Annotated in this window: 27 protein-coding genes; 21 read left to right on the plus strand and 6 right to left on the minus strand. The window is 41.9% G+C overall.

Features of this window, described 5'->3' with window-relative positions; all coding sequences use genetic code 11:
- The first annotated feature begins 21 nt into the window (after positions 1 to 21).
- A complete protein-coding gene (locus tag ABMY41_RS06760) occupies positions 22 to 1,254 on the plus strand; it encodes an NnrS family protein (RefSeq protein WP_289097488.1) in 1,233 nt (410 codons plus the stop codon).
- A gap of 20 nt (positions 1,255 to 1,274) precedes the next feature.
- Positions 1,275 to 2,438 carry an NO-inducible flavohemoprotein gene (gene hmpA, locus ABMY41_RS06765; protein WP_349274380.1) on the plus strand — a complete coding sequence of 388 codons (1,164 nt, stop codon included), beginning with the start codon at positions 1,275 to 1,277 and terminating at the stop codon, positions 2,436 to 2,438.
- 33 nt (positions 2,439 to 2,471) lie between these two features.
- On the opposite strand, the gene ABMY41_RS06770 is transcribed toward hmpA, so the two are convergent.
- The 3 genes from ABMY41_RS06770 to ABMY41_RS06780 form a co-directional block, all read right to left on the minus strand.
- Positions 2,472 to 2,846 (minus strand): hypothetical protein, encoded by a 375-nt coding sequence (locus ABMY41_RS06770; protein WP_289097492.1) that lies wholly within the window; start codon positions 2,844 to 2,846, stop codon positions 2,472 to 2,474.
- Positions 2,839 to 4,461 (minus strand): S41 family peptidase, encoded by a 1,623-nt coding sequence (locus ABMY41_RS06775; protein WP_289097494.1) that lies wholly within the window; start codon positions 4,459 to 4,461, stop codon positions 2,839 to 2,841. The genes ABMY41_RS06770 and ABMY41_RS06775 overlap by 8 nt, the downstream gene beginning before the upstream one ends.
- A gap of 100 nt (positions 4,462 to 4,561) precedes the next feature.
- Positions 4,562 to 5,215, minus strand: coding sequence for an endonuclease (locus ABMY41_RS06780; protein WP_287242770.1), 654 nt, complete (start codon positions 5,213 to 5,215; stop codon positions 4,562 to 4,564).
- A 116-nt stretch (positions 5,216 to 5,331) separates the two neighbouring features.
- Between ABMY41_RS06780 and ABMY41_RS06785 the strand changes: the two genes are divergently transcribed.
- On the plus strand, positions 5,332 to 5,685 hold the full coding sequence (locus ABMY41_RS06785; RefSeq protein WP_349274381.1) for a VOC family protein: 354 nt from the start codon (positions 5,332 to 5,334) through the stop codon (positions 5,683 to 5,685).
- Here the strand turns inward: ABMY41_RS06785 and ABMY41_RS06790 are convergent.
- Entirely contained in the window at positions 5,660 to 6,385 is a 726-nt protein-coding gene (locus tag ABMY41_RS06790) for a hypothetical protein (RefSeq protein WP_349274382.1), read from the minus strand. The two genes, ABMY41_RS06785 and ABMY41_RS06790, sit on opposite strands and share 26 nt — an antisense overlap.
- Before the next feature lie 158 nt (positions 6,386 to 6,543).
- Between ABMY41_RS06790 and ABMY41_RS06795 the strand changes: the two genes are divergently transcribed.
- Positions 6,544 to 6,924 (plus strand): hypothetical protein, encoded by a 381-nt coding sequence (locus ABMY41_RS06795; protein WP_054554459.1) that lies wholly within the window; start codon positions 6,544 to 6,546, stop codon positions 6,922 to 6,924.
- 7 nt (positions 6,925 to 6,931) lie between these two features.
- Here the strand turns inward: ABMY41_RS06795 and ABMY41_RS06800 are convergent, their stop codons facing one another.
- Positions 6,932 to 7,369 (minus strand): hotdog fold thioesterase, encoded by a 438-nt coding sequence (locus ABMY41_RS06800; RefSeq protein ID WP_289097499.1) that lies wholly within the window; start codon positions 7,367 to 7,369, stop codon positions 6,932 to 6,934.
- A gap of 161 nt (positions 7,370 to 7,530) precedes the next feature.
- Here ABMY41_RS06800 and lexA point away from each other — a divergent pair, with 161 nt between their 5' ends.
- From lexA to ABMY41_RS06825, 5 genes are all read left to right on the plus strand, one after another.
- The gene (gene lexA, locus ABMY41_RS06805; RefSeq protein ID WP_054554457.1) at positions 7,531 to 8,148 is read left to right on the plus strand and encodes a transcriptional repressor LexA; all 618 of its coding nucleotides are present in this window, start codon (positions 7,531 to 7,533) and stop codon (positions 8,146 to 8,148) included.
- A 437-nt stretch (positions 8,149 to 8,585) separates the two neighbouring features.
- Positions 8,586 to 9,728: a cytochrome c oxidase subunit II gene (gene coxB, locus ABMY41_RS06810; RefSeq protein ID WP_054562878.1), complete on the plus strand. Its 1,143-nt coding sequence runs from the start codon at positions 8,586 to 8,588 to the stop codon at positions 9,726 to 9,728.
- Positions 9,728 to 11,323: a cytochrome c oxidase subunit I gene (ctaD, locus tag ABMY41_RS06815; RefSeq protein WP_054554455.1), complete on the plus strand. Its 1,596-nt coding sequence runs from the start codon at positions 9,728 to 9,730 to the stop codon at positions 11,321 to 11,323. The genes coxB and ctaD overlap by 1 nt, the downstream gene beginning before the upstream one ends.
- Positions 11,323 to 11,853 (plus strand): cytochrome c oxidase assembly protein, encoded by a 531-nt coding sequence (locus ABMY41_RS06820; protein WP_287242765.1) that lies wholly within the window; start codon positions 11,323 to 11,325, stop codon positions 11,851 to 11,853. The genes ctaD and ABMY41_RS06820 overlap by 1 nt, the downstream gene beginning before the upstream one ends.
- Positions 11,854 to 11,889: 36 nt before the next feature.
- The gene (locus ABMY41_RS06825) at positions 11,890 to 12,765 is read left to right on the plus strand and encodes a cytochrome c oxidase subunit 3 (protein ID WP_054562877.1); all 876 of its coding nucleotides are present in this window, start codon (positions 11,890 to 11,892) and stop codon (positions 12,763 to 12,765) included.
- On the opposite strand, the gene ABMY41_RS06830 is transcribed toward ABMY41_RS06825, so the two are convergent.
- Positions 12,665 to 12,976, minus strand: a complete 312-nt coding sequence (locus tag ABMY41_RS06830) for a DUF2909 domain-containing protein (RefSeq protein ID WP_349274383.1) — start codon at positions 12,974 to 12,976, stop codon at positions 12,665 to 12,667. The genes ABMY41_RS06825 and ABMY41_RS06830 overlap by 101 nt on opposite strands.
- A 14-nt stretch (positions 12,977 to 12,990) precedes the next feature.
- On the opposite strand from ABMY41_RS06830, the gene ABMY41_RS06835 reads away from it, so the two are divergent.
- The 12 genes from ABMY41_RS06835 to cheD all read left to right on the plus strand — a co-directional run bounded on the left by ABMY41_RS06835 (position 12,991) and on the right by cheD (position 24,004).
- On the plus strand, positions 12,991 to 13,740 hold the full coding sequence (locus tag ABMY41_RS06835; protein ID WP_063527545.1) for an SURF1 family protein: 750 nt from the start codon (positions 12,991 to 12,993) through the stop codon (positions 13,738 to 13,740).
- Positions 13,721 to 14,215 (plus strand): transmembrane cytochrome oxidase associated protein, encoded by a 495-nt coding sequence (locus ABMY41_RS06840; protein ID WP_287242762.1) that lies wholly within the window; start codon positions 13,721 to 13,723, stop codon positions 14,213 to 14,215. The genes ABMY41_RS06835 and ABMY41_RS06840 overlap by 20 nt, the downstream gene beginning before the upstream one ends.
- Before the next feature lie 20 nt (positions 14,216 to 14,235).
- Entirely contained in the window at positions 14,236 to 15,225 is a 990-nt protein-coding gene (locus ABMY41_RS06845) for a COX15/CtaA family protein (protein ID WP_054562874.1), read from the plus strand.
- Between the two features lie 9 nt (positions 15,226 to 15,234).
- Positions 15,235 to 16,143, plus strand: a complete 909-nt coding sequence (cyoE, locus tag ABMY41_RS06850) for a heme o synthase (RefSeq protein WP_175079384.1) — start codon at positions 15,235 to 15,237, stop codon at positions 16,141 to 16,143.
- On the plus strand, positions 16,140 to 16,757 hold the full coding sequence (locus tag ABMY41_RS06855) for an SCO family protein (RefSeq protein ID WP_239962335.1): 618 nt from the start codon (positions 16,140 to 16,142) through the stop codon (positions 16,755 to 16,757). Before cyoE ends, ABMY41_RS06855 begins: the two co-directional genes overlap by 4 nt.
- A 168-nt stretch (positions 16,758 to 16,925) precedes the next feature.
- The gene (locus ABMY41_RS06860) at positions 16,926 to 17,198 is read left to right on the plus strand and encodes an STAS domain-containing protein (protein ID WP_054562871.1); all 273 of its coding nucleotides are present in this window, start codon (positions 16,926 to 16,928) and stop codon (positions 17,196 to 17,198) included.
- A 9-nt stretch (positions 17,199 to 17,207) separates the two neighbouring features.
- Entirely contained in the window at positions 17,208 to 17,570 is a 363-nt protein-coding gene (locus ABMY41_RS06865) for a response regulator (protein WP_054562870.1), read from the plus strand.
- A 15-nt stretch (positions 17,571 to 17,585) separates the two neighbouring features.
- Positions 17,586 to 19,667 carry a chemotaxis protein CheA gene (locus ABMY41_RS06870; RefSeq protein WP_289097506.1) on the plus strand — a complete coding sequence of 694 codons (2,082 nt, stop codon included), beginning with the start codon at positions 17,586 to 17,588 and terminating at the stop codon, positions 19,665 to 19,667.
- Entirely contained in the window at positions 19,664 to 20,149 is a 486-nt protein-coding gene (locus ABMY41_RS06875; RefSeq protein ID WP_054562868.1) for a chemotaxis protein CheW, read from the plus strand. Before ABMY41_RS06870 ends, ABMY41_RS06875 begins: the two co-directional genes overlap by 4 nt.
- Before the next feature lie 29 nt (positions 20,150 to 20,178).
- The gene (locus ABMY41_RS06880; RefSeq protein WP_289097508.1) at positions 20,179 to 22,506 is read left to right on the plus strand and encodes a methyl-accepting chemotaxis protein; all 2,328 of its coding nucleotides are present in this window, start codon (positions 20,179 to 20,181) and stop codon (positions 22,504 to 22,506) included.
- 65 nt (positions 22,507 to 22,571) lie between these two features.
- Positions 22,572 to 23,390, plus strand: a complete 819-nt coding sequence (locus ABMY41_RS06885) for a protein-glutamate O-methyltransferase CheR (RefSeq protein WP_289097509.1) — start codon at positions 22,572 to 22,574, stop codon at positions 23,388 to 23,390.
- Positions 23,387 to 24,004 carry a chemoreceptor glutamine deamidase CheD gene (cheD, locus tag ABMY41_RS06890; RefSeq protein WP_063702436.1) on the plus strand — a complete coding sequence of 206 codons (618 nt, stop codon included), beginning with the start codon at positions 23,387 to 23,389 and terminating at the stop codon, positions 24,002 to 24,004. The genes ABMY41_RS06885 and cheD overlap by 4 nt, the downstream gene beginning before the upstream one ends.
- The last annotated feature ends 5 nt before the right edge of the window (positions 24,005 to 24,009 follow it).

Here is a 24,009-nt window from a genome sequence, read left to right on the forward strand (position 1 = left end):
AATTAAACGCTGAGAGCACGAATGAAAGTCATTAATTTAACTGAACCTATGCCAACTAAGATCAAATTTTATCAACTCAGCCAGTGGCCGTTATGGGCACTAGCATTTCGGCCTTTTTTCTTGACGGCAGGTGCCTTAGCTGTATTTGCTATGAGTTACTGGTTTTTAATTTTGGCGGGCTATGCACAGTGGCACCTAACAATGCCCGCAACGCTTTGGCATGCTCACGAAATGCTGTTTGGCTTTGCAGGCGTCGTTGCTATGGGCTTTTTGCTCACCGCTGCACAAACATGGACAGGTGTGGCAAGTGTAAGTGGTATTAAGTTGTTTTTGCTTAGCATGATTTGGCTTGCTGCAAGGCTTAGTTTTTTTATTGAGATTGCAGGGTTCGAGCAGCTGAACCTTTATCTTGTTAGTGCGCTACAACTCGTTTGGTGGCTAGCTGGAATTATTATTCTAGCTGACATGCTGATACAGGCCAAAAGCAGCCATAACTACTTATTTGTTGTCATCGCATCTTTGCTCTGTGCGCTCAATGTGATTTTTTTAAGTTTAGTTGTACTTAATAAAATGTCGCTGGCACTGGGTGTTGTCGATACCGCTGTACTTATCATGACACTGCTAGTTGGTGTTGTAGCTGGGCGAGTTGTGCCATTTTTTACCGCGCGCGGCCTTAACCTAAGTGAACAAGTTAGAACCCCCAAGCTCGATAAATTAGTCGTATTTAGCTCATTTTTCGCCATTGCGTGGTTTTTTATGAGTCAGCTATTTTTTAGCGCAATGAGCACCGGTTGGGTTTTTGCTTGGCTTGCTTGTTTACATTCAGCCCGGTGTGTTTTGTGGTGGCATAAAGGCATTCTAAAAGTGCCTTTGCTATGGTCATTACATGTGGCTTATTGGGCTTTATCGGTTGGTTTAATACTCGTCGCGCTGAGCTATTTCAGCCCTATTATCTTATTCAAAGATGCGCTTCATCTGATCACTGTTGGCACCATAGGTGTGATGATCATCGCCATGATGGTACGTGTCTCTCATGGTCACACTGGGCGCGTATTACAAGCCCCTGCGTACATTAGTTTGGCATTTGTACTCATTGTGATAGCTGCCATTGTACGTTCGTTACTTCCCGTTTATTTAGGTCATCACCTTGCATGGCAGTTAAGTGCGTTGCTGTGGGTTGCTGGCTTTAGCTTATTTTTATTTCATTGTGCGCCCATCTTAGTGAATCGTCGTGTTGATGGTCGCCGCGGTTAATCTCTCCAATAGGAAAAACTATGTTATCTGAAAAAACGATCCAGATTGTTAAAAGTACTTTGCCGTTGCTTGCACAAGCAGGCCCTCAAGTGACTGAGTATTTTTATGATCGTATGTTTAGCTACAACCCTGAGCTTAAAAATATTTTTAATATGACACATCAGCAATCGGGCTCTCAGCAATTTGCGCTGTTTAATGCCTTAGCTGCCTACGCGGCAAATATTGATAACTTGGCAGTGTTAAAAGGTGCGCTTGCGCGCATTAATCATAAACACACCAGTTACCATATTTTGCCAGAGCATTATCCTATTGTTGGTGGACATTTGATTGCGACTTTAAAAGAGTTATTGCCAGAACAATTTACCCCTGAGGTTGAGTATGCATGGCGTGAAGCTTATTCATTATTAGCGGATGTATGTATCAACGAGGAGATGTCGCTATATCAAAAAACCAAAAAGGCGCCGGGAGGATGGTTTGGTACCCGTACTTTCACTATTACAGAAAAACGTATGGAGTCATCGCAAATTTGTAGTTTCACATTAACGCCTGCCGATGCAAAGCCTGTTGTGGCGTATTTACCGGGCCAATATTTAGGGATTAAAGTAACGCCTGCAAACAGTGATTTAACGCAAGCGAGGCAATACTCTTTATCGCAGCAAAGTAATGGTCGTAATTACCGTATTAGCGTGAAAAAAGAAGGCTTGGTATCTAACTACCTGCACAGCTTAACTGAGGGGGATGAGGTAGAAATTTACCCACCCGCAGGCGACTTTGTGCTTCGCGAAATTGACTCGCCTGTCGTGTTGATTTCAGCGGGAGTTGGTCAAACCCCGATGATGGCGATGCTCGAAACACTATTAAGTAATCAACCTAATCAGCCAATCCATTATCTACATGCTTGCGACAGTGAGACGCAGTTTGCCTTTAAAGAGCACTTATTTAAGCAACAGCAAGCGCACGCTTCATTACATTGTGTTACCTGGTTTAAAGATGGTAAGGGGGGCGATTTTGCGGGCTTAATGGATGTAAACCACATCGCTGAAAGCTTACCAATAAGCAAAGGTGACTTTTACCTGTGTGGCCCAATCGCCTTTATGGCAATGATAAAAGAGCAACTGCTAAGTATTGGGGTTGCAAGTGAACGCATTCACTACGAGGTGTTTGGGCCTCACCAAAGCCTATGATGTAAAAGGCGCAGCTTGAGCTGCGCCTTTTTGTTAGTTAACTTCGCATTCTACATTAGGAAGTGGAATACGGAGCTCTTTTTTGGGGTAGTAAAGCAGGCATTGCTCACCTGCTTTTTGCAACACAAACTTCTCAGAAGGAATTGAGTGGGCACCCATAATTGGCAGACCATCAGGCCCTTTGTTGGTGCCGTGATCAATCAGTAACTCTGCGCTTTTAGTAAACACATCATCGGCTAAGGTGACCAGTGCACCGCCTTTAGCAGACTGAATAGCCTGCTGTATATCAGTAATCACTCCCGGGTTTACCCGAACAAGCGTAGCATCTTGCGGTTGCTCTGCTTGAGTACTTTTACAGCCTGCTATGCTTGCCAGTAAGATGCAGGTTAAGAACAGTGCTTTATTCATAATTACCTTCCTTAGCTGGTAGCGGACGGGTTAAATCCATATTATTTTTGTAAAGTGTAGTATTAGCTTTTAGCGCAATACCAGCTTCATCAGCAGCATAAGATGAGGTTTTCGCCTGCTTAGCTGTGACACTTTGCGTTACCACTGGGCAACTATCATTCTCAATATGATAAAGCGCTGCACTCAGAAGTGTTTCATCACTATCACCTAACTGGTGGTTAAAGTCGTCATCCAGTTCACAGCCTTTTACATCTGCATCGAATTGCGGTGAAGGAGTTGGTACTAAGCCGTCAGAGTATTCGCCAAAGCCTTTGTAATTCACACCCGTTAGCTGAATGGTGTAGTAAGTGGTTGCACAGTTATGCGTTGGGGTAAAACCATATGGTTTACCGCAGGTTTTACCACCTATTAAAACAACTTCAGTATCTATGCCTTTTAAGCCATTGATAAGTGCTTCTGATGCCGAGCAAGTGTTTGCCGTACTTAGTACGTAGACTTTCGATAAATTTAAGTCAGGGAGTGTGTTACCTGTTCCCTCGAAAGTAGAATAGTCGATTTCAAAATCAAAGAATGGGTATGGATCACTCTCGGGCTGTTTGTCATTTTCAATGACTTGATAGTAAAAATAGTCACTCGTATTAGCTGGACCTGCAATCATATAGGCAAGTTGAGATGAAAGAGCTAATAAACCACCGCCATTGTATCTAAGGTCGATCACAAGCTCGTCAATATTGTCGGTTTTGAACTTATTCACAGCACTTATCAGCTCTGGCTGAGCAATACTTATATGGCTGTTAAACTGCATATAGCCAACTTTAGTGCCATCTTCTGTGGTGATAGTATCAACATTCTGTACAGGTGTTTGGGTAATATTACCTGCGACTAGAGTAAACGATTTTTCGGTGCCATCATTACTGCGTACAACAAAATTGTGCGAGTCGCCAGCTGTTGGTCCAAATAGCGCTTCATTTAGAATATCTACGCCTTCTTGGGTATTAGTGTCAATGCTGACGTCGTCGACCATTAAAATAGTATCACCGCGTTGTAAGCCTGCATTTGCAGCTGGTGAGTCACTCTCTAAATAGGCAACACGTAGCTCTCTTGGTGGAACATTACTGATAAATGCCCAATTGATACCATAGCCAGAAACCACACCTGATTGCGACTCCTGATAATACTCTTCTGTCGGCCTGCTGAAATGGAACTGATCTTTATAAGCACCAGAATCTGTTTTTTCGAAGGTCTTTAACTGATCAAAGTAAGCGGCGACAGAGCTGAAGTTATCAGGATTGTTGTCTTCTATTTCATCGTACCAAAGGTAGGTTTCGTCACTCCATGAACGTAGCCACATCTTCTCAGTAAATTCAGAGCCAGCTGTATCAGGGTAAGGTTGATTATTGTTATATGGATCATTGCCTGTACGTGGTACAGCGCACTGATCTTTAAATTCGCTCGATGGCTCAAAAACACCAGCCGTCCAAGTGGGTTCTGAAGTTGTTGGTGGCGGATTAGTCGTATCGGTATTACTTGATGAGCCACCGCCGCCACAGCCAGATAGAGACATGCCTGAAGCCGCTAAGAAGACAGCTAAAGCGAGCTTGTTATTTTTAAACATGAATGCTTCCTTTGCGATAGTAATTGACTAAAAACTAGCAATTACCTGCTATGAAAGCAATAAATTATAGTGTCTAAAATGTAAACGAATGTGCTGCTAGTTATAAAGACTTTCGATTGCTAATTTCAGCTATTTCAAGCTTTTGCCACGATTCAAATAATTTACGTTGTTTATCAGATATTTTTAAGCCATAGGTTTTTTGCATATAAAAATAGGTATCGGCTATTTGCTTTCTTGCATAAATGGGTGGCTCAAATACGCGTTGCTTAAAGTCAACTTTTACAGGGCATGCTCCGTAACTTGCACTTGATGTTGACACCATGCCATAGCGAAAGTTTGAGCGGTCAGCATTGATCTCGCCTATAGCAGGTGCAAGGTTATTAATGTCGGCTTCCATTTGACGAAACTTTTCACTGACTTTTTTACAGTTTTTGCGACCGCCATCCTGCCAGCATTGTAATTGATGGCCAAACTCCCAGGCAGGCACAATGTGCTCCCACTCTATTCTTTTTGCCCGAGCATTCTCTTTTCCTGAGCGGGTGACAGAGTTTCTAGGAATATAACCACACGCATTAGGGTCTGGCACAAGTTTTTTACCTTGGCGCTTGATATCGCAACCACAATATAAGCTTTTAGTATTGCTTGGTAGATTCTTAATTAAATGCTTTTTGGCACTGTAAAAGCTCGAAAATTCTTTAGCGGATATAGGAAAAGTGAAAATAAAACAAAGGGCTAAGTATAGAAATAAACGCATATCCATCACATCAGTGAACTACAGGAACAGCTATTCTAGAGCGACTATTCTAAAAAGGAAAAGTTTTTCAACTCAGCTATAGTTGTTAGGCCGTTTTTATTAAAGGAATTACAACCATGTTATTAGGTGCTTTTTCTGTAAGTCTAAATGTAAAAGATATTCGTGCTTCAAAGCAGTTTTATGAAAAGCTAGGTTTCAAAGAGTTTGCTGGGGAGATAGAACAGTATTGGCTAATTATGAAAAACGGTGAACATTTGATTGGTTTGTTTCAAGGTATGTTTGATAAAACCATGCTGACCTTTAATCCTGGGTGGGATCAAAATGCCGAAGCTTTGGATGAATTTTCAACCTTTGAGCAATTAGCTGCACAATTTCAGCAACAAGGATTAGAAATACAAAAGGCCGGTGACGCGAGTTTTATTATCACCGACCCAGATGGCAATCCTACTTTGATTGACCAACACGTGTAGCTGGCTTTTTACGTTTAATTCGAACGTTTTGTAGTAACAAGAGAACTCCTGTAATACAAAATAGTACGCTGCTGGCTGAGAAGCTGATGAGTAGTGGATTGTTAAAGTTCTCACGCTCATCATAATCCATAATGTGTAGCATCCAGAAAAAGTCGAAAATACGCCACAGAGTGCTGCGCACAGTTATAACTTTACCGGTTTGGCTATCTAAATATAAGGTTGTTGTTAACCAATCATCGAAGCTAATTTGCCAAACATTGGCTTTGTGACCGACTTCTCTAGGCCCTTTTGTTAATAACTGCGCTTGCGTTATTTTTGCGTCAATAAGCAGGTGAGCTTGCGCATTTTCTATGATTTGCGCTTTACTCGGTGCAGGCATTTTAGCACCTGTTCTGCCATCAAAAATAAACGTACCGCTAGAGGATGTAACTTCTATAATCGGGGTATTTAAAAAATGGCTATATTTAATACGCTCGATTTGCTCGAATTGCGCTGTTATTTTATCAATTGAAGCAGGGTAGTCCGACAATAAAAATGGGCTACTTAAACTGCGATTAGCCAGATGCTTACCATGCACTTTTTCAAGTGGTAATGAGCTCATTACCAGCCCACCTAAGAGCCAAAAAAAGATCTGCAAAGCAAGTAAGTAGCCAAGCCATTTATGCCCTTTACGAGCATACTTAAACAGGCGTTTATTCATTATTACCCCGTTATTATTGTTATGTGGGCGCTATTTTAGGTTGTTTAGCTAGATTGCCAATGCGGCATAATGTCGCATTAACTGTATTCTAGATTTGGTATATATACAAAACTGAGTTAAAGTTTCAGTCGATATAAATAGAGGGTAAAAACGAGAGTATGTCGGAAATTCAATTTTTAAATGTAGATCTGGAGCTTGAGTCAAAGCACGATATTAGTGCGCTTGTTGCTGATTTGAAGAAAAACGCCATGGTTTTACATTATGACCAAGATGAATACCGCCAACTAGCACGTATTGAAGCAACCGCAGATATCAGCTCTCCAGATAAAGCCATTAACCAGCTTTGCGAGCTTATTGAGTCTTGCTCGCGCAATGCATTAAAACAGTGGTTATCGTGCTCAAAGCGTACATTTGATATAGGCTTTGAATCAGGTAATTCGCCTAAATGCTTTAACCAACCCCTGCATGCCGATACCTTGTTACGTATCTCTGCAATTGGCGCAGGGATTGAAATTACTATTTATCCTGTCGAAAAATAGCCATAATTTATCGCTCTACAACAGCTGCGGTCATTCTTGATACGCAGCAAAGCTCTCCTGCGGCATTGGTAATTTTAATATCCCAAACAGAAGTTCGCTTACCTAAATGCAGCGGTCTCGCAGTTGCTGTTAACGTTCCTTTGCGTGACGCTTTCATGTGGTTGGCATTAATTTCTTGGCCAACAGCATAAAACTTATTGAAATCAACCACGAAATTGGCTGCATAGCTTGCCACTGTCTCTGCTAATACAACGTTTGCTCCGCCATGGACCATGCCCATAGGGTTATGATGCTCAGGAATAGCAGGCATGGTTGCGATTAAATAATCATCGCCAATTTCAGTTACCTCAATGCCCATAGTTTTCATTAAAGTGCCTTGACCGGTAATCCCTTGTTCCAGCTCTTTGCAAAGCTCTAACGTGATTGGTTGGTGCCAAATACTCATTGTGTTTCCTTAGCCTGCTAATTAAAGATAATACCTTATGGCATCTTTCGGTGTGGTTCAATGTTAGTTTTGTAGCAATATGATGGGGTTAATTTAAATTTGCGATTTTCAAATAACTGTATATACTCACAGTTAAATGTACTGTATGGAAAACCAGTTGTATGCGCCCATTAACTAAACGCCAATCGCAAATTTTAGAACTAATTAAAGTCTTTATTAAAGATACAGGCATGCCACCTACGCGTGCTGAAATAGCTCAAACATTGGGTTTTAAAAGTGCCAACGCTGCTGAAGAACACCTAAAAGCACTGGCAAAAAAAGGCATGATCAAAATGAAGCCTGGGGCGAGTCGCGGTATTCAGTTAATTGAAGAAGATGAGCCAGAGCAACTAGGCTTACCTTTAATTGGCCGTGTTGCAGCTGGTGAACCTATTTTGGCGCAAGAGCATGTTGAAAGTCACTGCCAAGTTGATCCTTCATTATTTAAACCTGCTGCCGATTTCTTACTGCGTGTAAATGGTATGAGTATGAAAGACATTGGTATTATGGATGGCGATTTGCTTGCAGTACACAGAACACAAGTTGCTGAAAACGGGCAAGTAGTTGTAGCTCGAGTCGATGAAGATGTAACAGTTAAGCGTCTAGAAAAAGCGGGTCGCAAAGTACTTTTACACGCTGAGAACGAAGAGTTTTCGCCTATTGAGGTTGACCTTGAGCATGAGTCGTTCAACATCGAGGGGTTAGCGGTAGGTGTTATTCGTAACGCTGACTGGATGTAAATGCTCCCAATTTGGTGCATTAAATTGACTCAATTTGGTGCGCCGCTGAAATTTTACTACTTAATTAGGATTTGTGAATCCTTACTCTTCATTTAAAGCCTTATATGGCGCAGTTTTCCTCTTTTTTTATATTTCGTTCTTACTCCTAAACATTAAATAACGCGCTGATTATAGTTGTTATTTATGCACCAAAATAAACATTTATTATCATTAAAACTTGCTTATTGGTTATTTTTTAACTAATTGGTTAATACACTGTATTAACACCTAATTAATAAAAAGACACAAAAATGTGCGAGGTGTTAGTCATGGGGTCGGTATCATAAGTGGGTCAAAATGATACGTAGTCGCTCTGAACAATAAGAAAAACGAATGGGCACCTTGTTGTATCGCCTTTTCGCTTTGCGTCTTGCAATAGCATCTAAAGGAGCCGTCACATGGGTAAACTGCGTTACGCCTTGTGGCTTATATTGTTTGCACTTCCTGAGCTTGCATTGGCAAATAGCCAATACAATATGCGTAAAGGGGTGACCGATATAAGTAATAATGTTTATGAGTTACACATGACGATATTTATTATCTGCTGTGTAATCGGCATCATCGTATTTGCGGTGATGTTTTGGGCTTTAATACACCACCGTAAATCCAAAGGGGCCAAGCCTGCCCAATTTCATGAAAGTACAAAAGTTGAAATACTTTGGACTGCCATTCCATTTGTCATCTTAATCGCCATGGCTGTGCCTGCCACAAAAACCTTAATTGCCATGGAAGATGCCTCTAAAGCCGATATCACCATTAAAGTGACTGGCTCACAATGGAAGTGGCATTACGAGTACATGGGTGAAGACATTGCTTATTACTCGATTCTATCTACTCCTAAAGATCAAATAGACAACCAAGCAGAGAAAACTGAGCATTATTTGCTTGAAGTAGATAAACCGCTAGTACTTCCTATCAATAAGAAAGTTCGCTTTTTAATGACCTCAGACGATGTAATTCATTCATGGTGGGTGCCTGATTTTGCGGTTAAAAAGGATGCAAATCCTGGGTTTATCAATGAAGCGTGGACACGTATTAACGAGCCAGGAGTATACCGTGGTCAATGTGCTGAGTTATGCGGTAAAGATCATGGCTTTATGCCTGTTGTGGTGAAAGCCTTACCTGAAGATGAATTTGCTAATTGGCTTGCAGATGCCAAGCAAGAAAAAGCCAATGCGGCCGCAGCAGATGCTGCTTTGCTTGATCAAACATTACCGAAAGAAGAGCTTATGGTCTTAGGTGAGCAAGTGTATATGGCAAGCTGTGCTGCATGTCACCAACCTACCGGTATGGGCTTACCAGGCGTTTTTCCAGCACTTAAAGGCAGCCCGATTGTATTAGGTGATGTAAAAGATCACATAGATATCGTGTTACACGGTAAGCCTGGCACAGCAATGCAAGCGTTTGATAAACAGCTTTCAATTAAGCAACTTGCTGCGGTTATTACTTATAAGCGAAACGCGTGGGGTAATGATACCGGCGATGTTATCCAACCGAGTCAAATTCAAGCCGCGATTGATGCAGCAGCGGAGGCGAACTAATGAGTAATGTTATTAATGAGCAAGCAACAGGGCATGCGCATCACGACCATCATCATCCAGCTAAAGGTTTTAAGCGTTGGCTTTACACCACCAATCATAAAGACATTGGTAGTTTATACCTGATTTTTTCACTCACCATGTTTTTAATTGGTGGAGCGATGGCAATGGTGATCCGCGCTGAACTGTTTCAGCCTGGATTACAGTTAGTTGATCCGCACTTTTTTAACCAAATGACTACCGTACATGGTTTGATCATGGTGTTTGGTGCCGTTATGCCCGCATTTACTGGGCTTGCAAACTGGATGGTACCTATGATGATAGGCGCGCCTGATATGGCCTTACCACGTATGAATAACTGGAGCTTTTGGATATTGCCGTTCGCATTTTTAATTCTATTGGCTTCGTTACTTATGCCTGGTGGTGGTCCTGCGTTTGGTTGGACTTTCTACGCACCACTATCAACAACTTACAGCAACGATAACACTGCACTTTTTGTGTTTGCCGTACATATCATGGGTATCAGCTCAATTATGGGGGCGATTAACGTTATCGTGACTATCGTCAACCTAAGAGCGCCAGGTATGACGTGGATGAAGCTGCCGCTATTTGTATGGACATGGTTAATCACTGCATTTTTGTTAATTGCTGTTATGCCTGTTCTAGCAGGGGCAGTCACTATGGTGTTGACCGATAAATACTTTGCAACCAGCTTTTTTGATGCAGCCGGTGGGGGCGACCCTGTGATGTTCCAGCACATTTTCTGGTTCTTCGGTCACCCCGAAGTGTACATCATGATTTTGCCGGCCTTTGGCATTATATCGACTATCGTACCGACCTTCTCGCGCAAAAAGCTATTTGGCTATGCGTCTATGGTGTATGCAACTTCATCGATTGCGCTGCTAAGTTTTATCGTTTGGGCACATCATATGTTTACCACAGGGATGCCTGTGGCAGGCGAGTTGTTTTTTATGTACGCCACCATGCTTATCTCGGTACCAACGGGCGTTAAAGTGTTTAACTGGGTGGCCACCATGTGGCGAGGTTCGATTAGCTTCGAAATTCCGATGATGTTTGCCATCGCCTTTATAGTGTTATTCACCTTAGGTGGTTTCTCTGGCTTGATGCTTGCGATTACACCAGCAGATTTTCAGTATCACGATACCTATTTTGTGGTGGCTCACTTCCATTATGTGCTTGTGACGGGGGCTGTGTTCTCAATTATGGCGGGAGCCTATTATTGGCTACCGAAATGGACTGGCAACATGTACAACGAAACGCTGGCAAAATGGCATTTTTGGTTATCGCTAATCAGTGTCAACGTGTTGTTCTTCCCTATGCACTTTGTTGGCCTTGCTGGTATGCCGCGTCGTATTCCTGACTATGCTCTGCAATTCGCTGACTTTAACGCCATTATCAGTATTGGTGGTTTTGCATTTGGCTTATCGCAACTGTTGTTTGTATTGGTGGTATTTAAATGCGCTCGAGGTGGCGAAAAGGCACCTGCCAAAGTATGGGATGGAGCTGAAGGTTTAGAGTGGGAAGTCGATTCTCCAGCGCCTTATCACACCTTTGAAACACCGCCGGAGATTAAGTAATGAACCATGCACCTTTGCTAAAAAAACTGCTGATTACATGCTTGCTCATGTTCGCATTTGCTTTTGCAATGGTGCCGCTTTACGACGTGTTTTGCGACGTTACAGGGTTGAATGGTAAGCCATCATTAGAAAAAGCGAGCGTGAGTGAATCAATAAATACACAGCGCCAAGTTGATGTCAGCTTTACCACTCACGCCCAAAGCGGCGCGCCATTTAAGGTGCAGTCTGAGCAATACAGCGTGGCGGTACAACCAGGTGCCATGCGTGAAGTTAAATTCTCAGCAAAGAACACCAGTAATGAAGACAAAGTCATGCAAGCAATTCCATCAGTATCACCGGGAAAAGCGGCAAAGTACTTACATAAAATAGCCTGTTTTTGCTTTGATCAGCAGCCAATGAAAGCCGGTGAAGAAATGGAATTTACCTTGTTGTTTTATGTTGATACTGAGTTACCCGACGATGTTGAGGAACTGACGTTGTCGTATACCGTGTTTGATATTAGCGGGCATGTTGTGGCTAAAAACGATTAAAAGCCGCCAAGCTAATTGCTAATTGGGAGCAAACAAATGAATCAAAATTATGAAAAATACTATGTTCCAGCCGAGAGTCCTTGGCCAATAGTTGGTGCCATCGCGATGTTTTTAATTGCTGTTGGTGCTGGTTTAACTGTGATGCAAGTAAGTGGTGAGGGCAGTAGTGGCCAATATGTCTTGTATCTAGGCATTGCCATATTAATTTATATGGTTTTTAGCTGGTTTAGAAACGTTATTGAAGAGTCTCATAAAGGGCTTTACTCAGCACAAATGGACCGCTCATTCAGACAAGGTATGAGCTGGTTCATATTCTCTGAGGTTATGTTCTTTATGGCGTTTTTTGGCGCTCTTTTTTACGCACGTATGATTTCGGTGCCTTGGCTTGGTGGCGCTGGTAATAACGCTATGACCAATGAAGTGCTCTGGCCAACCTTTGAAGCCGTATGGCCGCTATTAACTACGCCAGCGGGCGAGACCACGCAGGCTATGGGCTGGCAAGGTCTACCTCTGATCAACACGCTTATTCTGCTTACCTCATCGGTCACAATTCACTTTGCTCATGTTGCGATAGAAAACAATAAGCGCGGCGCCCTAAAGGTATTTTTATCTTTAACCGTGCTATTAGGTGTGATTTTCCTTGGCTTACAAGTTTACGAGTATATGCATGCTTACCAAGATTTAGGTTTGACCTTAGATGCGGGCGTTTATGGGAATACCTTTTTCTTGTTAACGGGCTTTCACGGTATGCACGTGACACTAGGTACCATTATTTTATTTGTGGTGCTGCTGAGAATTTTTAAAGGCCACTTCACGAGTGAAAAGCATTTTGCCTTTCAAGCAGCTGCTTGGTATTGGCACTTTGTTGATGTGGTGTGGTTGTGTTTATTTGTGTTTGTGTACGTGCTGTAGTTTTGTGAAGCGGCGACGGGTTGGTGTGAATAAAGCCCAATTTCATTGCGGCAATGATGAGCACCAGCACAATACCTGAAAACAGCACTCGACGACCTAAGTAATGCGACATAGGTTTCGAGTGCTCTTTTGCTGACATCATCACAAACAGCGCTCTAAATAGGTTGAACAGAATATAAAGTAATAACAAAACAATAATGATTTTAATCATATTAGGTATTCCAAATGCAGTTAATTTTATGGCGTAAACAAAAGCTTAGCTCAATTATCGCAATTTGCGTTGTGATACTTGCAGTGCTTATTTGTTTGCGACTAAGCGTTTGGCAATACCAGCGAGGCGAGCAAAAGCAGCAGCAACTAAGCCAGTTAGCCGTTTCGAAAGAGCAAGGCGTTTTGAGCTGGCAAGAACTGCAAAATTTACCTAGTGAGCTGAACAAAACGGGCTTGCAAGTCAAAGTCTCTGGCGAGGTAAATAAACAACATTACTGGCTGCTTGATAATCAAATTTATCAGGGGCAAGTGGGCTATGACTTACTAGTAGCGATGACAATTGCAGGTGAAAGCGTGCCTTTAATCGTTAACTTTGGTTGGCTAAAAGCTCCAACAAACCGTAGCCAGTTGCCAACCGTTGTGTGGCCAGAATCAACAAGCTTTACGGCTACTGTGCAATTGAAACAAGGCAACTTACAAGGCTTCACACTTGCCGATGAGATTGGTGCAGAGCAAGGCTGGCCTAAGCGTATTCAAGGCATCGACTTAGCAATTTTTAGTGCTCAATTAGCAAAGCCCTTACAAGACTTTATTGGTTATCGCAATGAAGCAGATGGTATTGCAACCCCGCATTACCAGAGTGTCGTGATGGGGCCAGATAAACATTACGCCTATGCCGTGCAGTGGTTATTAATCGGCTTAGCGTGTGTTGTTATTGCTTATTTTGCGATGAGAAGGAGAGGTTATGAAAATAAACCCGCTTAGTTTATTCGTTTTATGCTGTTTTGTGCCGCTGGCACTTGCTTATGCAGCATTAAAGCTTGAGTGGTTACCGAGTGGTTCGAGTAATCATGGTGAGCTTTTAAGCGAAGAAGTTAAATTAGCTGATTGGCAACAAGGCGATCCTAAACAATGGACAATTGCGCTTAATTATCCAAAAGAGTGCAGTGAAGTTTGTGCAAACCAATTAGCCAGTCTAGATAACCTATATGTCGCTTTAGGTAAAAATCAGCAAAAAGTGGATGTGGCGGTACTGACAAATCAACAGCTGGTATCGGCAAATTGGCGTCAATTAGCAGTAAGTCCAGCGCTCAAAGCGGGAGACTTATACTTGGTTGATCACATGGGCTTAGTGGTATTGCATTACCCCTACACGGCTGAGCCAGAACAAAACAGACTGATTCAAAAAGGCTTACTTAAAGACTTAAAGAAACTACTTAACTATGCGCGTTCAAGTTAAACCTCATTAAGGGGATAAAGATGTATAAAAATTATAAATATTTAGTCTTAATTACGGTTTTCTTCTCTATCTTAGTTGTTGGGCTTGGTGCCTATACACGGCTGAGTGATGCTGGGCTTGGTTGCCCTGACTGGCCTGGTTGCTATGGATTTTTAACTGTGCCAAAACATGAAACTGCTCTGTTACATGTTGAACAAAACTACCCTGATATGATGTTTGAAGCAGCGAAAGCATGGAAAGAAATGATCCATCGCTATTTTGCCGGTGCCCTTGGTTTACTTATTTTAGCCTTGTTTGTTTTTGCCTGGTTAAAACGCCAATATCCAAATACGCCGGTTAAACTGCCATTAGCACTATTATTATTGGTGGTATTCCAAGCCGTATTGGGCATGTGGACTGTCACTATGAACCTACAGCCTTTGGTTGTTATGGGGCATTTGCTCGGCGGTTTTAGTATCTTGTCGTTGCTGTTTTTATTGTATCTACGTTTAAAGACTGACCCTGTTGCTAGCAGTGATAGCGGCGCAAAGCCATATTATCAGTTAGCGCTGGTGGGCTTGGTGGTACTAATACTGCAAATTGCGTTGGGTGGCTGGCTTGCAGCAAATTACGCCGCTCCGCATTGTAATGGCTTACCGCTGTGTAGCTACGGACAACCGTTTTCTTTGAAGAGTGTGTTTCAGCTACCGCTTGAGCACAGTACCTATGAATATGGCGTTTTATCGCAGCAAGCGCGTATGTCTATTCACTTACTGCATCGCATTTGGGCGCTGGTTACTTGTGTGGTGTTAGCACTGATCATGTGGCGCATATATTCACGCTGTTACTCACGAAAAATTAAGCACTGCACAGTCACTGTGTTAATCGCTTTGTTGTGCCAAATCTGTTTAGGCCTAGCTGTTGTGCACTGGCACTTCCCATTAAGTGTTGCGCTTGCGCACAACCTAATGGCCGCATTGTTACTGCTTAGCATGGTAAGACTATGCTTCCACTTAAAAATAAGAACCTAGGAGGCTGTGATGGCATTATTACTAAGCTCAGAAAAATCATTATTTATTCAAAGCTCAGAGTTACTTAAAGATTACTTAGCTATCAGTAAGTTTAAAGTAGTTGCTATGCTTGTACTCACTGCTTGGGTTGGTTTGGCATTAGCTCCCGATGTTGGGCGAGGGATATTTGTGCAGCTTGCAAGTTTGCTAGGCATTGGCTTGCTGTCGGCTGCTGCTGCCGTGATCAATCATGTTGTTGATAGTGAAATCGATAGTAAAATGGCACGTACACGTCATCGTCCTGTGGCAAAAGGTCGGCTCAGTAAACAACATGCTTTGAGCTTTGCAGCGACTATTGGTGTGCTAGGTTTTGTTATGCTTATGGTATGGGCGAATACACTCACAGCCATTCTTACTTTGTTTGCGCTTGTCGGCTATGCCTTTATTTACACCTCATTTTTAAAGCGTGCTACACCGCAAAATATTGTTATTGGTGGTTTGGCTGGTGCTATGCCCCCCCTGTTAGGGTGGGTGTCTGAAACAGGCCATATGGCTGCGGCTCCTTGGCTGTTAGTGATGATTATATTTACTTGGACCCCACCACATTTTTGGGCATTAGCGATTGCACGTAAAAGCGATTATGAGCGGGCAAAAATTCCTATGTTGCCTGTTACTCACGGTATCGAATTTTGTAAAACTTGCGTTGTTGGCTACAGCATTTTGCTTGCTTTGGTATGTGTGCTGCCTTATTTAATTGGCATGTCAGGGCTAATTTACTTATTAGGTGCAAGCGTTTTAAACGCGATATTCATTTATAAAGCGTTAAAACTAAAAATTGCCCCAAAAGATGATACAGCAATGGACTTATTTCGTTTTTCAATCGTGCATTTAATGCTACTCTTTATCGCCTTATTCATTGATAAATGGTTAGTTTTATGACGCGAATCGTCGCTTTTTTATGTTTCAGTGCGGTATTGTTTGTAACCGGTTGTGGTAAAAACAACAGCGCACCTGAAGTCGAAGCACTGGTTTATGAGCAGGCAAAGCCGATTAGTCCGTTTTTATTAACCGATCAACATGGTGCGCCCGCTGATAACAGTCAGTTTATGGGGCATTGGAATTTGGTCTTTTTAGGCTATACCAGTTGCCCTGATATATGTCCAATGACACTGGCGAAGTTAACTGCAGTGCAAAAGCAGCTAAGCCAAGATTACAAAGTGCAAGTATGGTTTGTTGCCGTAGATCCAAAACGTGATACAACCGAAAAGCGCAAAGCCTACATTGATTACTTCAATCCCGACTTTCTTGCTGTGTCAGGTCCGCACAAGCAACTTTTTCCATTTGTTAGAGAGCTTGGCTTAATTTACGCAATTAACGATAGTGATGAGCAAGAGTATGCCGTTGATCATAGCGCGTCGGTAGTGATGGTTGATGGCGATGGCTCGGTACGTGCGATTTTTAAGCCTGAATTTAAACAAGGCAGCGTGCCATTAATAAACGCCACAACTTTGACTGAAGAGTTCAAAAAAATAGCAGATTATTACGCAAAGTAAACTTTCTTGGTTAAGGAGTCATTTTCCGCAAAAGAAAAGCTTCCTTTTTTGATATAAATGTCTAAGCTACTAAAAAATTTTACTATTTTTTGATTCAAATTATGGCATTTTTATTTAGTCAGTCTAAGCTTTTGTTATGAATTGTTTAAAGCAGGGAAGGTATAAGTAATGTTAAAGCTCCCTACAGAATTAGCTATTAGTCAGGTTGAAACACTCCATCAAGATTTGCTCCAAGAGTTATCAGCAAATGATGATATCTGTTTGGATATCAGTGAAGTGACCCGTGCTGACACAGCATCAATTCAGCTTTTATGTGCATTACAGAAGCATTTGCTTTCGGTGCAACACAAAATTATTTGGGTTGGCGAGAGTAAGCCGTTGCAACAGGCAATTAATAGTTTGGGCTTAAGCCATTATCTTGTGCTTGAGAATGCCAATTAAGAGGTTTTTATGAAAAGAATTTTAGCAGTAGACGATTCTGCATCTATGCGCCAAATGGTTGGTTTTACGCTTAAAAAAGCTGGCTTTGATGTGACAGAAGCGAAAGACGGCAGCGAAGCTTTAAATATCGCAAAACAACAAGGCTTTGATGCTGTTATTTCTGATGTGAATATGCCGGTAATGGATGGTATTACCCTTATTCGTGAATTACGTAGCTTACCTAATTATAAGTTCACACCTTTACTGATGCTGACCACAGAGTCGGGTCTTGATAAAAAGTCTGAAGGTAAAGCTGCTGGTGCAACTGGTTGGATTGTTAAGCCATTTAATCCTGAGCAATTGTTAGCGGTATTGAAAAAAGTGATTCGCTAATAATAGGAGCGGGGCATGAGTATAGATCTAAGCCAATTTTTTGAAGTATTCTTCGAAGAAAGCTTCGAAGGACTCGACGCTATGGAGGCTGAGTTATTAAACTTAGTGCCTGGCGAAGAAGACTTAGAGACCATAAATACAATTTTTCGCGCTGCGCATTCAATAAAAGGAGGCAGCGGTACCTTTGGTTTTAGTGCTGTTGCAGACTTTACTCATGTTCTCGAAACCCTTTTAGATCAAATTCGTGAAGGTTCACGAGATCTTACTGCTGAGCATGTAAATTTACTTTTAAAATCAGTTGACTGTTTACGGGCTTTACTCAGAACTTTACAAGCTGAGCAGCAGCCAGATCTAACTGAAGCTGATGAATTGCGTATTAAATTTGAAGAAATTCTTGGTATGCGTGCTACAAGTAAAGCACCAGAGCCAACGCAAGAAGCTGTTAGCGAAAGCAGCTTTAACACCTATCAAATCGATTTCAAACCACACCATCATTTATTTAAAACCGGTAATGAACCACTGTACATGATCAGTGAATTAGCGGAATTGGGAGAACTTGAAACACAAGCCTTTCAAGATGATGTGCCCGATATTACTAACCTTGCCCCTGAAGATTGTTTTTTGTCGTGGCGCTTTTTCTTAACCACAGACAAAGAGCAAAGCTGCATCGAAGAAATTTTCGAGTGGGTTGAAGATGATGCTGATATCACTATTACGCTATGTGGTGGTTTGTTTGGTGATGAAGAGGTTGCCGCTGTTGAAACTGTTGCTGAAGAGGCTGCGCCAGCGCAAGAGGCTGAACCAGCAGCAGTTAAACCAATCACTGATACGAAAAAGCCAGCGCCAGTTAAAGCAACCACAGCCAATGCAGAATCAACCTCAATCAGGGTTGGTATCGACAAAGTTGATTCATTGATCAACATGGTGGGTGAATTAGTGATTACCCAAGCGATGTTAAGTCAATTGGGTGAGCAAGAGATCACTGAAGCAACTATAGCCTCATTACAAGAGGGCTTAGCACAACTGGCACATAATACCCGTGACTTACAAGAAAATGTCATGCGTATTCGCATGTTGCCTATCAGCTTTGTGTTTAGTCGCTTTCCTCGCTTAGTACGCGATATCTCGCAAAAGCTTGATAAACAAGTTGAGCTTAAATTACTTGGTGAACAAACCGAACTAGATAAAACGGTGATGGAGAAGCTTTCTGATCCTATGGTGCATCTAGTGAGAAATTCCTTAGATCATGGTTTAGAAACCGTTGATAAACGCGTTGCAGCGGGAAAAGACCCTGTTGGTACTGTAACGCTCAATGCGTTTCATCAAGGTGGCAATATCGTTATCGAAATTATGGACGATGGTCAGGGCCTGAATACCACTAAAATTCGTGAAAAGGCAATTAAAAACGGCCTAATTTCAGAAACCGATGAGTTGTCTGATAACGAAATCAACGAGCTTATTTTCTTACCAGGATTTTCTACAGCCGATCAAGTCAGCGACTTATCAGGTCGTGGCGTTGGTATGGATGTAGTAAGGCGAAATATCGAAGCACTTAGTGGCTCTGTTGAAGTGGCTTCTGCACCAGGCGTAGGTTCGACATTTACAATTCGCTTACCGCTAACGCTGGCTATCTTAGATGGGCAGTTAGTCCGAATTGCTGAGCATACTTACATCATCCCGCTGATTTCGATAATTGAATCATTGCAAATCGATATTAGTAAAGTGAGTCGGGTAGGCAAAGACTTAGATGTGCTGCGCTTACGTGATGAATATATTCCAATCTTAAGGCTTTATAATATTTTCAATCATAAAGGGGCGATTGAAACGCTTGATAAAACCTTGTTGGTTGTCGTTGAGAGTGACAACCAAAAAGTAGGTTTATTAGTTGATGACTTATTGTCGCAACAGCAAGTGGTAATCAAAAGCTTAGAGGCCAATTATAAAAAAGTTGATGGTGTCTCGGGGGCGACAATTCTAGGGGATGGTCGTGTTTCTTTGATTGTTGATATTAGTGGTTTGATTAAATTATCTGGGCTTAGAAAGCCTGGGAGCCAAGAATTGATTATTGAATCAAAAGCGAATTTGGAGGCGTCATGATTGCACAGCACGACGACCTGCATAACAAGCTAAACCTTGAACAAGATCAAGATGTAAAACAGTTTTTAACCTTCTTCATGGCTGAAGAAGAGTATGGTGTTGATATTTTAACGGTGCAAGAAATTCGCAGTTGGGAAGAAATTACGGTGATCCCTAATTCACCAGATTTCGTCAAAGGGGTTATCAACCTGCGCGGCACTATAGTGCCTATTATTGATTTAAGGCTTCGTTTTGGTATTTCAGCCATCGAATACGGGCCGTTAACCGTTGTGATTGTTCTAAAAGTACAGCTTGAAAATACATGTAAAATTATGGGCATCGCCGTTGATGCCGTCTCGGATGTCTATAGCATTGCTGAGCATGAAGCGAAGGCAGTGCCACATTTGTCTGACTCAGACAACGCGCAATTTGTTGCGGGTTTAGTCAATGTGGGTGAGAAAATGGTCGCATTACTTGACCTACAAAAAACAATGGACATTTAACTGGGTAGATTAACAAGAAGGTGAAGGGTATGGGATGGTTTAGCAGTCCTAAAAATGTTGAGTCGGAAAGTGATTTAGTTATTGCGGCGCTTAAAAAGTCGCAAGCGATGATTGAGTTTCAACCGTCGGGGCAGATCATAACTGCCAATGCTAATTTCTTAAACACCATGGGTTACCGACTCGAAGAGATCCAAGGGCAACACCACTCTATGTTTGTTGCTGAACAAGAGTCGCAAAGCCCAGAGTATCAACAGTTTTGGCAGCGATTACGCAGCGGTGAGTTCTTTGTTGATGAATTTAAGCGTTTCGGTAAAAATGGCAAACAAGTTTGGATCCAAGGTACCTATAACCCAATTATTGATAGCAATGGCAATGTCACTAAAGTTATCAAATTTGCGACTGACATTACACCGCAAAAAGAACTTGAACGTCAGTCAAAACGAGATGCCGATTTATCAAATGCGCTGCGTGTTTGCCAAGCAAATGTGATGATTGCCGATAATGATTTAAAAATTGTTTTCGTTAATGAGCAAGTAAAGCAAATGCTGCAAGCTCGCGAATCAGCGTTACAAACAGTGCTACCTGGCTTCTCTGTGGCGAATTTAGTGGGTACGTGTGTTGATGATTTTCATAAACAACCATCACACCAACGTGAATTACTCAAAACATTATCTGAACCATACAAAACCACATTGCGTTTGGCGGGGCTTATTTTTAGCTTGATTGCGACTCCTTGGGTGAGCGCTTCGGGTAAGCGTTTAGGTACTATTGTTGAGTGGCAAGATATTACTGATAGCGTAAATAAAGCTGAAGCGGAAAAACGTGAAGCTGAAGAGAATCTTCGTGTTCGACGCGCGTTAGACCGTGTGGCAACTAATACCATGATTGCTGACTCTAACAACAACATTATTTATATGAACGACGCTGTTCTGAGCATGATGAAAATTGCTGAAAGTGATTTACGTAAAGACTTACCTAACTTCAATAGTAATAATCTAGTGGGTCAAAATATCGATGTGTTCCATAAAAATCCAGCACATCAGCGCAACATGCTGGCTAAGTTAAGTGATACTTACAGCACGGAAATTCAAGTTGGCGGTCGTACTTTTGGCTTGGTTGCAAACCCTATTTTCACCCCAGAAAACGAACGTATTGGTACGGTTGTGGAGTGGGAAGACAGAACTGCTGAAGTGGCGATTGAAAAAGAAATTGCGGGTCTGGTTGCTGCTGCGGGGAGTGGTGACTTAGAAGCCCGTGTAGAAGAAGCGGGTAAACAAGGTTTCTTCTTACGCCTGGCACAGGGCTTAAATAGCCTTGTCAGCATTGTTGATGATGCAGTAAAAGATACAGGCAATATGCTTGATGCTATGGCGAACGGTGACTTATCAAAACGTATTGAGCAAGACTATCAAGGTTCATTCGATAAGTTAAAACGTGATGCAAATGCCACGGCTGATAAGCTTACTGAAGTGATTAATCGCATTAATACCTCAGCAACGCTGGTTGCTAGTGGTGCAGAAGAAATCTCGCAAGGTAATGCTGATTTAAGTCAACGTACAGAAGAGCAGGCTTCATCACTTGAAGAAACAGCATCAAGCATGGAAGAGATGACCAGTACAGTTCGTCAAAATGCTGATAATGCTAAAGAAGTAAATGAACTTGCTGAAGAAACACGTACTAAAGCACAAAAAGGTGGCGAAGTTGTAAATCGCGCTGTAATCAGTATGTCAGCAATTAATGAATCAAGTAAGAAGATTGCAGACATCATCAGTGTCATTGATGAAATTGCTTTCCAAACAAATCTACTTGCGCTGAATGCCGCTGTCGAAGCTGCACGAGCAGGTGAACAAGGCCGAGGTTTCGCGGTTGTTGCTGGTGAGGTTCGTAATTTAGCGCAACGTTCAGCTGCTGCAGCAAAAGAAATCAAAGAATTGATCCGAGACAGTGTTGGCAAAGTTGAGGATGGTACATTACTGGTTAATGAATCGGGTTCAACATTACAAGAAATTGTTACGGCGGTGCAAAGAGTTACAGCAATGATTTCTGATATTGCTCAAGCTTCTGAAGAGCAAAGCTCTGGTATTGAACAAGTTAATAAAGCCATTGCTCAAATGGATGAAATGACTCAGCAAAATGCTGCTTTAGTTGAGCAAGCATCTGCCGCAGGTGAATCAATGGCTGAGCAAGCGAATGATATGAGCCGCTTATTAAACTTCTTCTCGTTATCAAATAACGAGATGGATATTACAAGCCGCGCAAGTTCAGCCCCAGCTCCTAAAACGCCAAGCTCACCTGTGCGTTCAGCGCCAAAAGGCAATAACTTTGTTGACCCTAGTGATGAGTGGGAAGAGTTTTAAAACTCTTCCCAACTAAATTCTAACTAGTTAATTGCATCTAATGTTACAGCTGCAGGGTCAGGCTCATGAAAGAGTTTTTATTAACGGATAGTGATTTTAAAGCTATTTCGTCACAAGTGTACGATGCTTGCGGCATTGTCTTAGCAGAACACAAACGCGAGATGGTTTACTCGCGTTTAGCAAGACGTATTCGCCAACATAAGCTTAAGAACTTTAAAGAATATTTAGACTTTCTTGAAGAGAATAAAGAGCAAGAGTTTAGTGAGTTTATTAATGCCATAACCACTAATCTGACTTCTTTCTTTCGTGAGCCACATCACTTTAGTTATCTAAAAAATACCATAGTCCCCAAACTGCTGATTAGTAATGCTAAACAAAAGCGTGTAAGGGTGTGGTCTGCTGGTTGCTCGACCGGCGAAGAGCCTTATACCATTGCTATGACCTTAAGCAGTCTATTTCCATCTGGCTGGGATGTGAAAATCCTAGCTACTGACTTAGACTCAAATGTGCTTGCTAAAGCACAGGCTGGCACCTATACCGCTGCCAATGTGAATGGTTTAGACAAAAGCCAACTTAAGCGCTGGTTTCTAAAAAGCCATGACGGTCAGTTATATAAAGTAAAACCCGAACTACAAAAGAATATTTTCTTTAAACGTCTAAACTTATTACAAAGCTGGCCTATGAAAGGGCCGTTTGATGTTATTTTTTGTCGCAATGTAGTTATCTACTTCGATAAGCCGACGAAAGATACTCTATTTAAACGTTATTACGATTTGTTGACCGATTCAGGTCATTTATTCTTGGGGCATTCCGAAACACTGGGTAAGGACCATAAAGAGTTTAAGAATTTAGGCCAAACTATCTATCAAAAAGGTGGTCTATGAGTAGTCATTTTAAACCTGTACTTCCCGGTTTTGATCACGTTAAGCGGTTTTGGGATGGCAAGCGCCATAAAGTGGTTGCTAAAGTATTACCAGGCGAATTTTATGTGTCTAAGTCTGATGAATTGATCACAACTGTGTTAGGTTCGTGTATTGCTGCATGCATTTACGATGAAGGATTAGGCATTGGTGGGATGAATCACTTTATGCTGCCAGCAGAAAAAGGCGTTGATCCGAGCAACGCACACAGCCTTAACTGTCGTTATGGCAACTGGGCAATGGAATACTTGATCAATGAAATCCTAAAAAATGGTGCTTCTAGACGCAACCTCAAAGTAAAGCTGTTTGGCGGCGGGAAAATAATCCGTTCAATGACAGATATTGGTGTTGGCAACATTCGTTTTGCAAATGCCTATGTACTTGAAGAGGGTTTGGATTTAGTATCCCATGATGTTGGCGGACCTTGGCCACGTAAGGTGATGTTTGATCCGCAAACAGGCAAGGCTCAGGTCAAAAAAATGCGTGAATTGCACTCTGATAAACTCGAAAAACGTGAAATTAAATACTTACACGATATTGAGCAGCAAGATGCAGAAACGGATATTGAATTATTTTAGGAGAG

The organism is Pseudoalteromonas sp. BZA4 (genome assembly GCF_040104395.1).
Classification (GTDB): domain Bacteria; phylum Pseudomonadota; class Gammaproteobacteria; order Enterobacterales; family Alteromonadaceae; genus Pseudoalteromonas.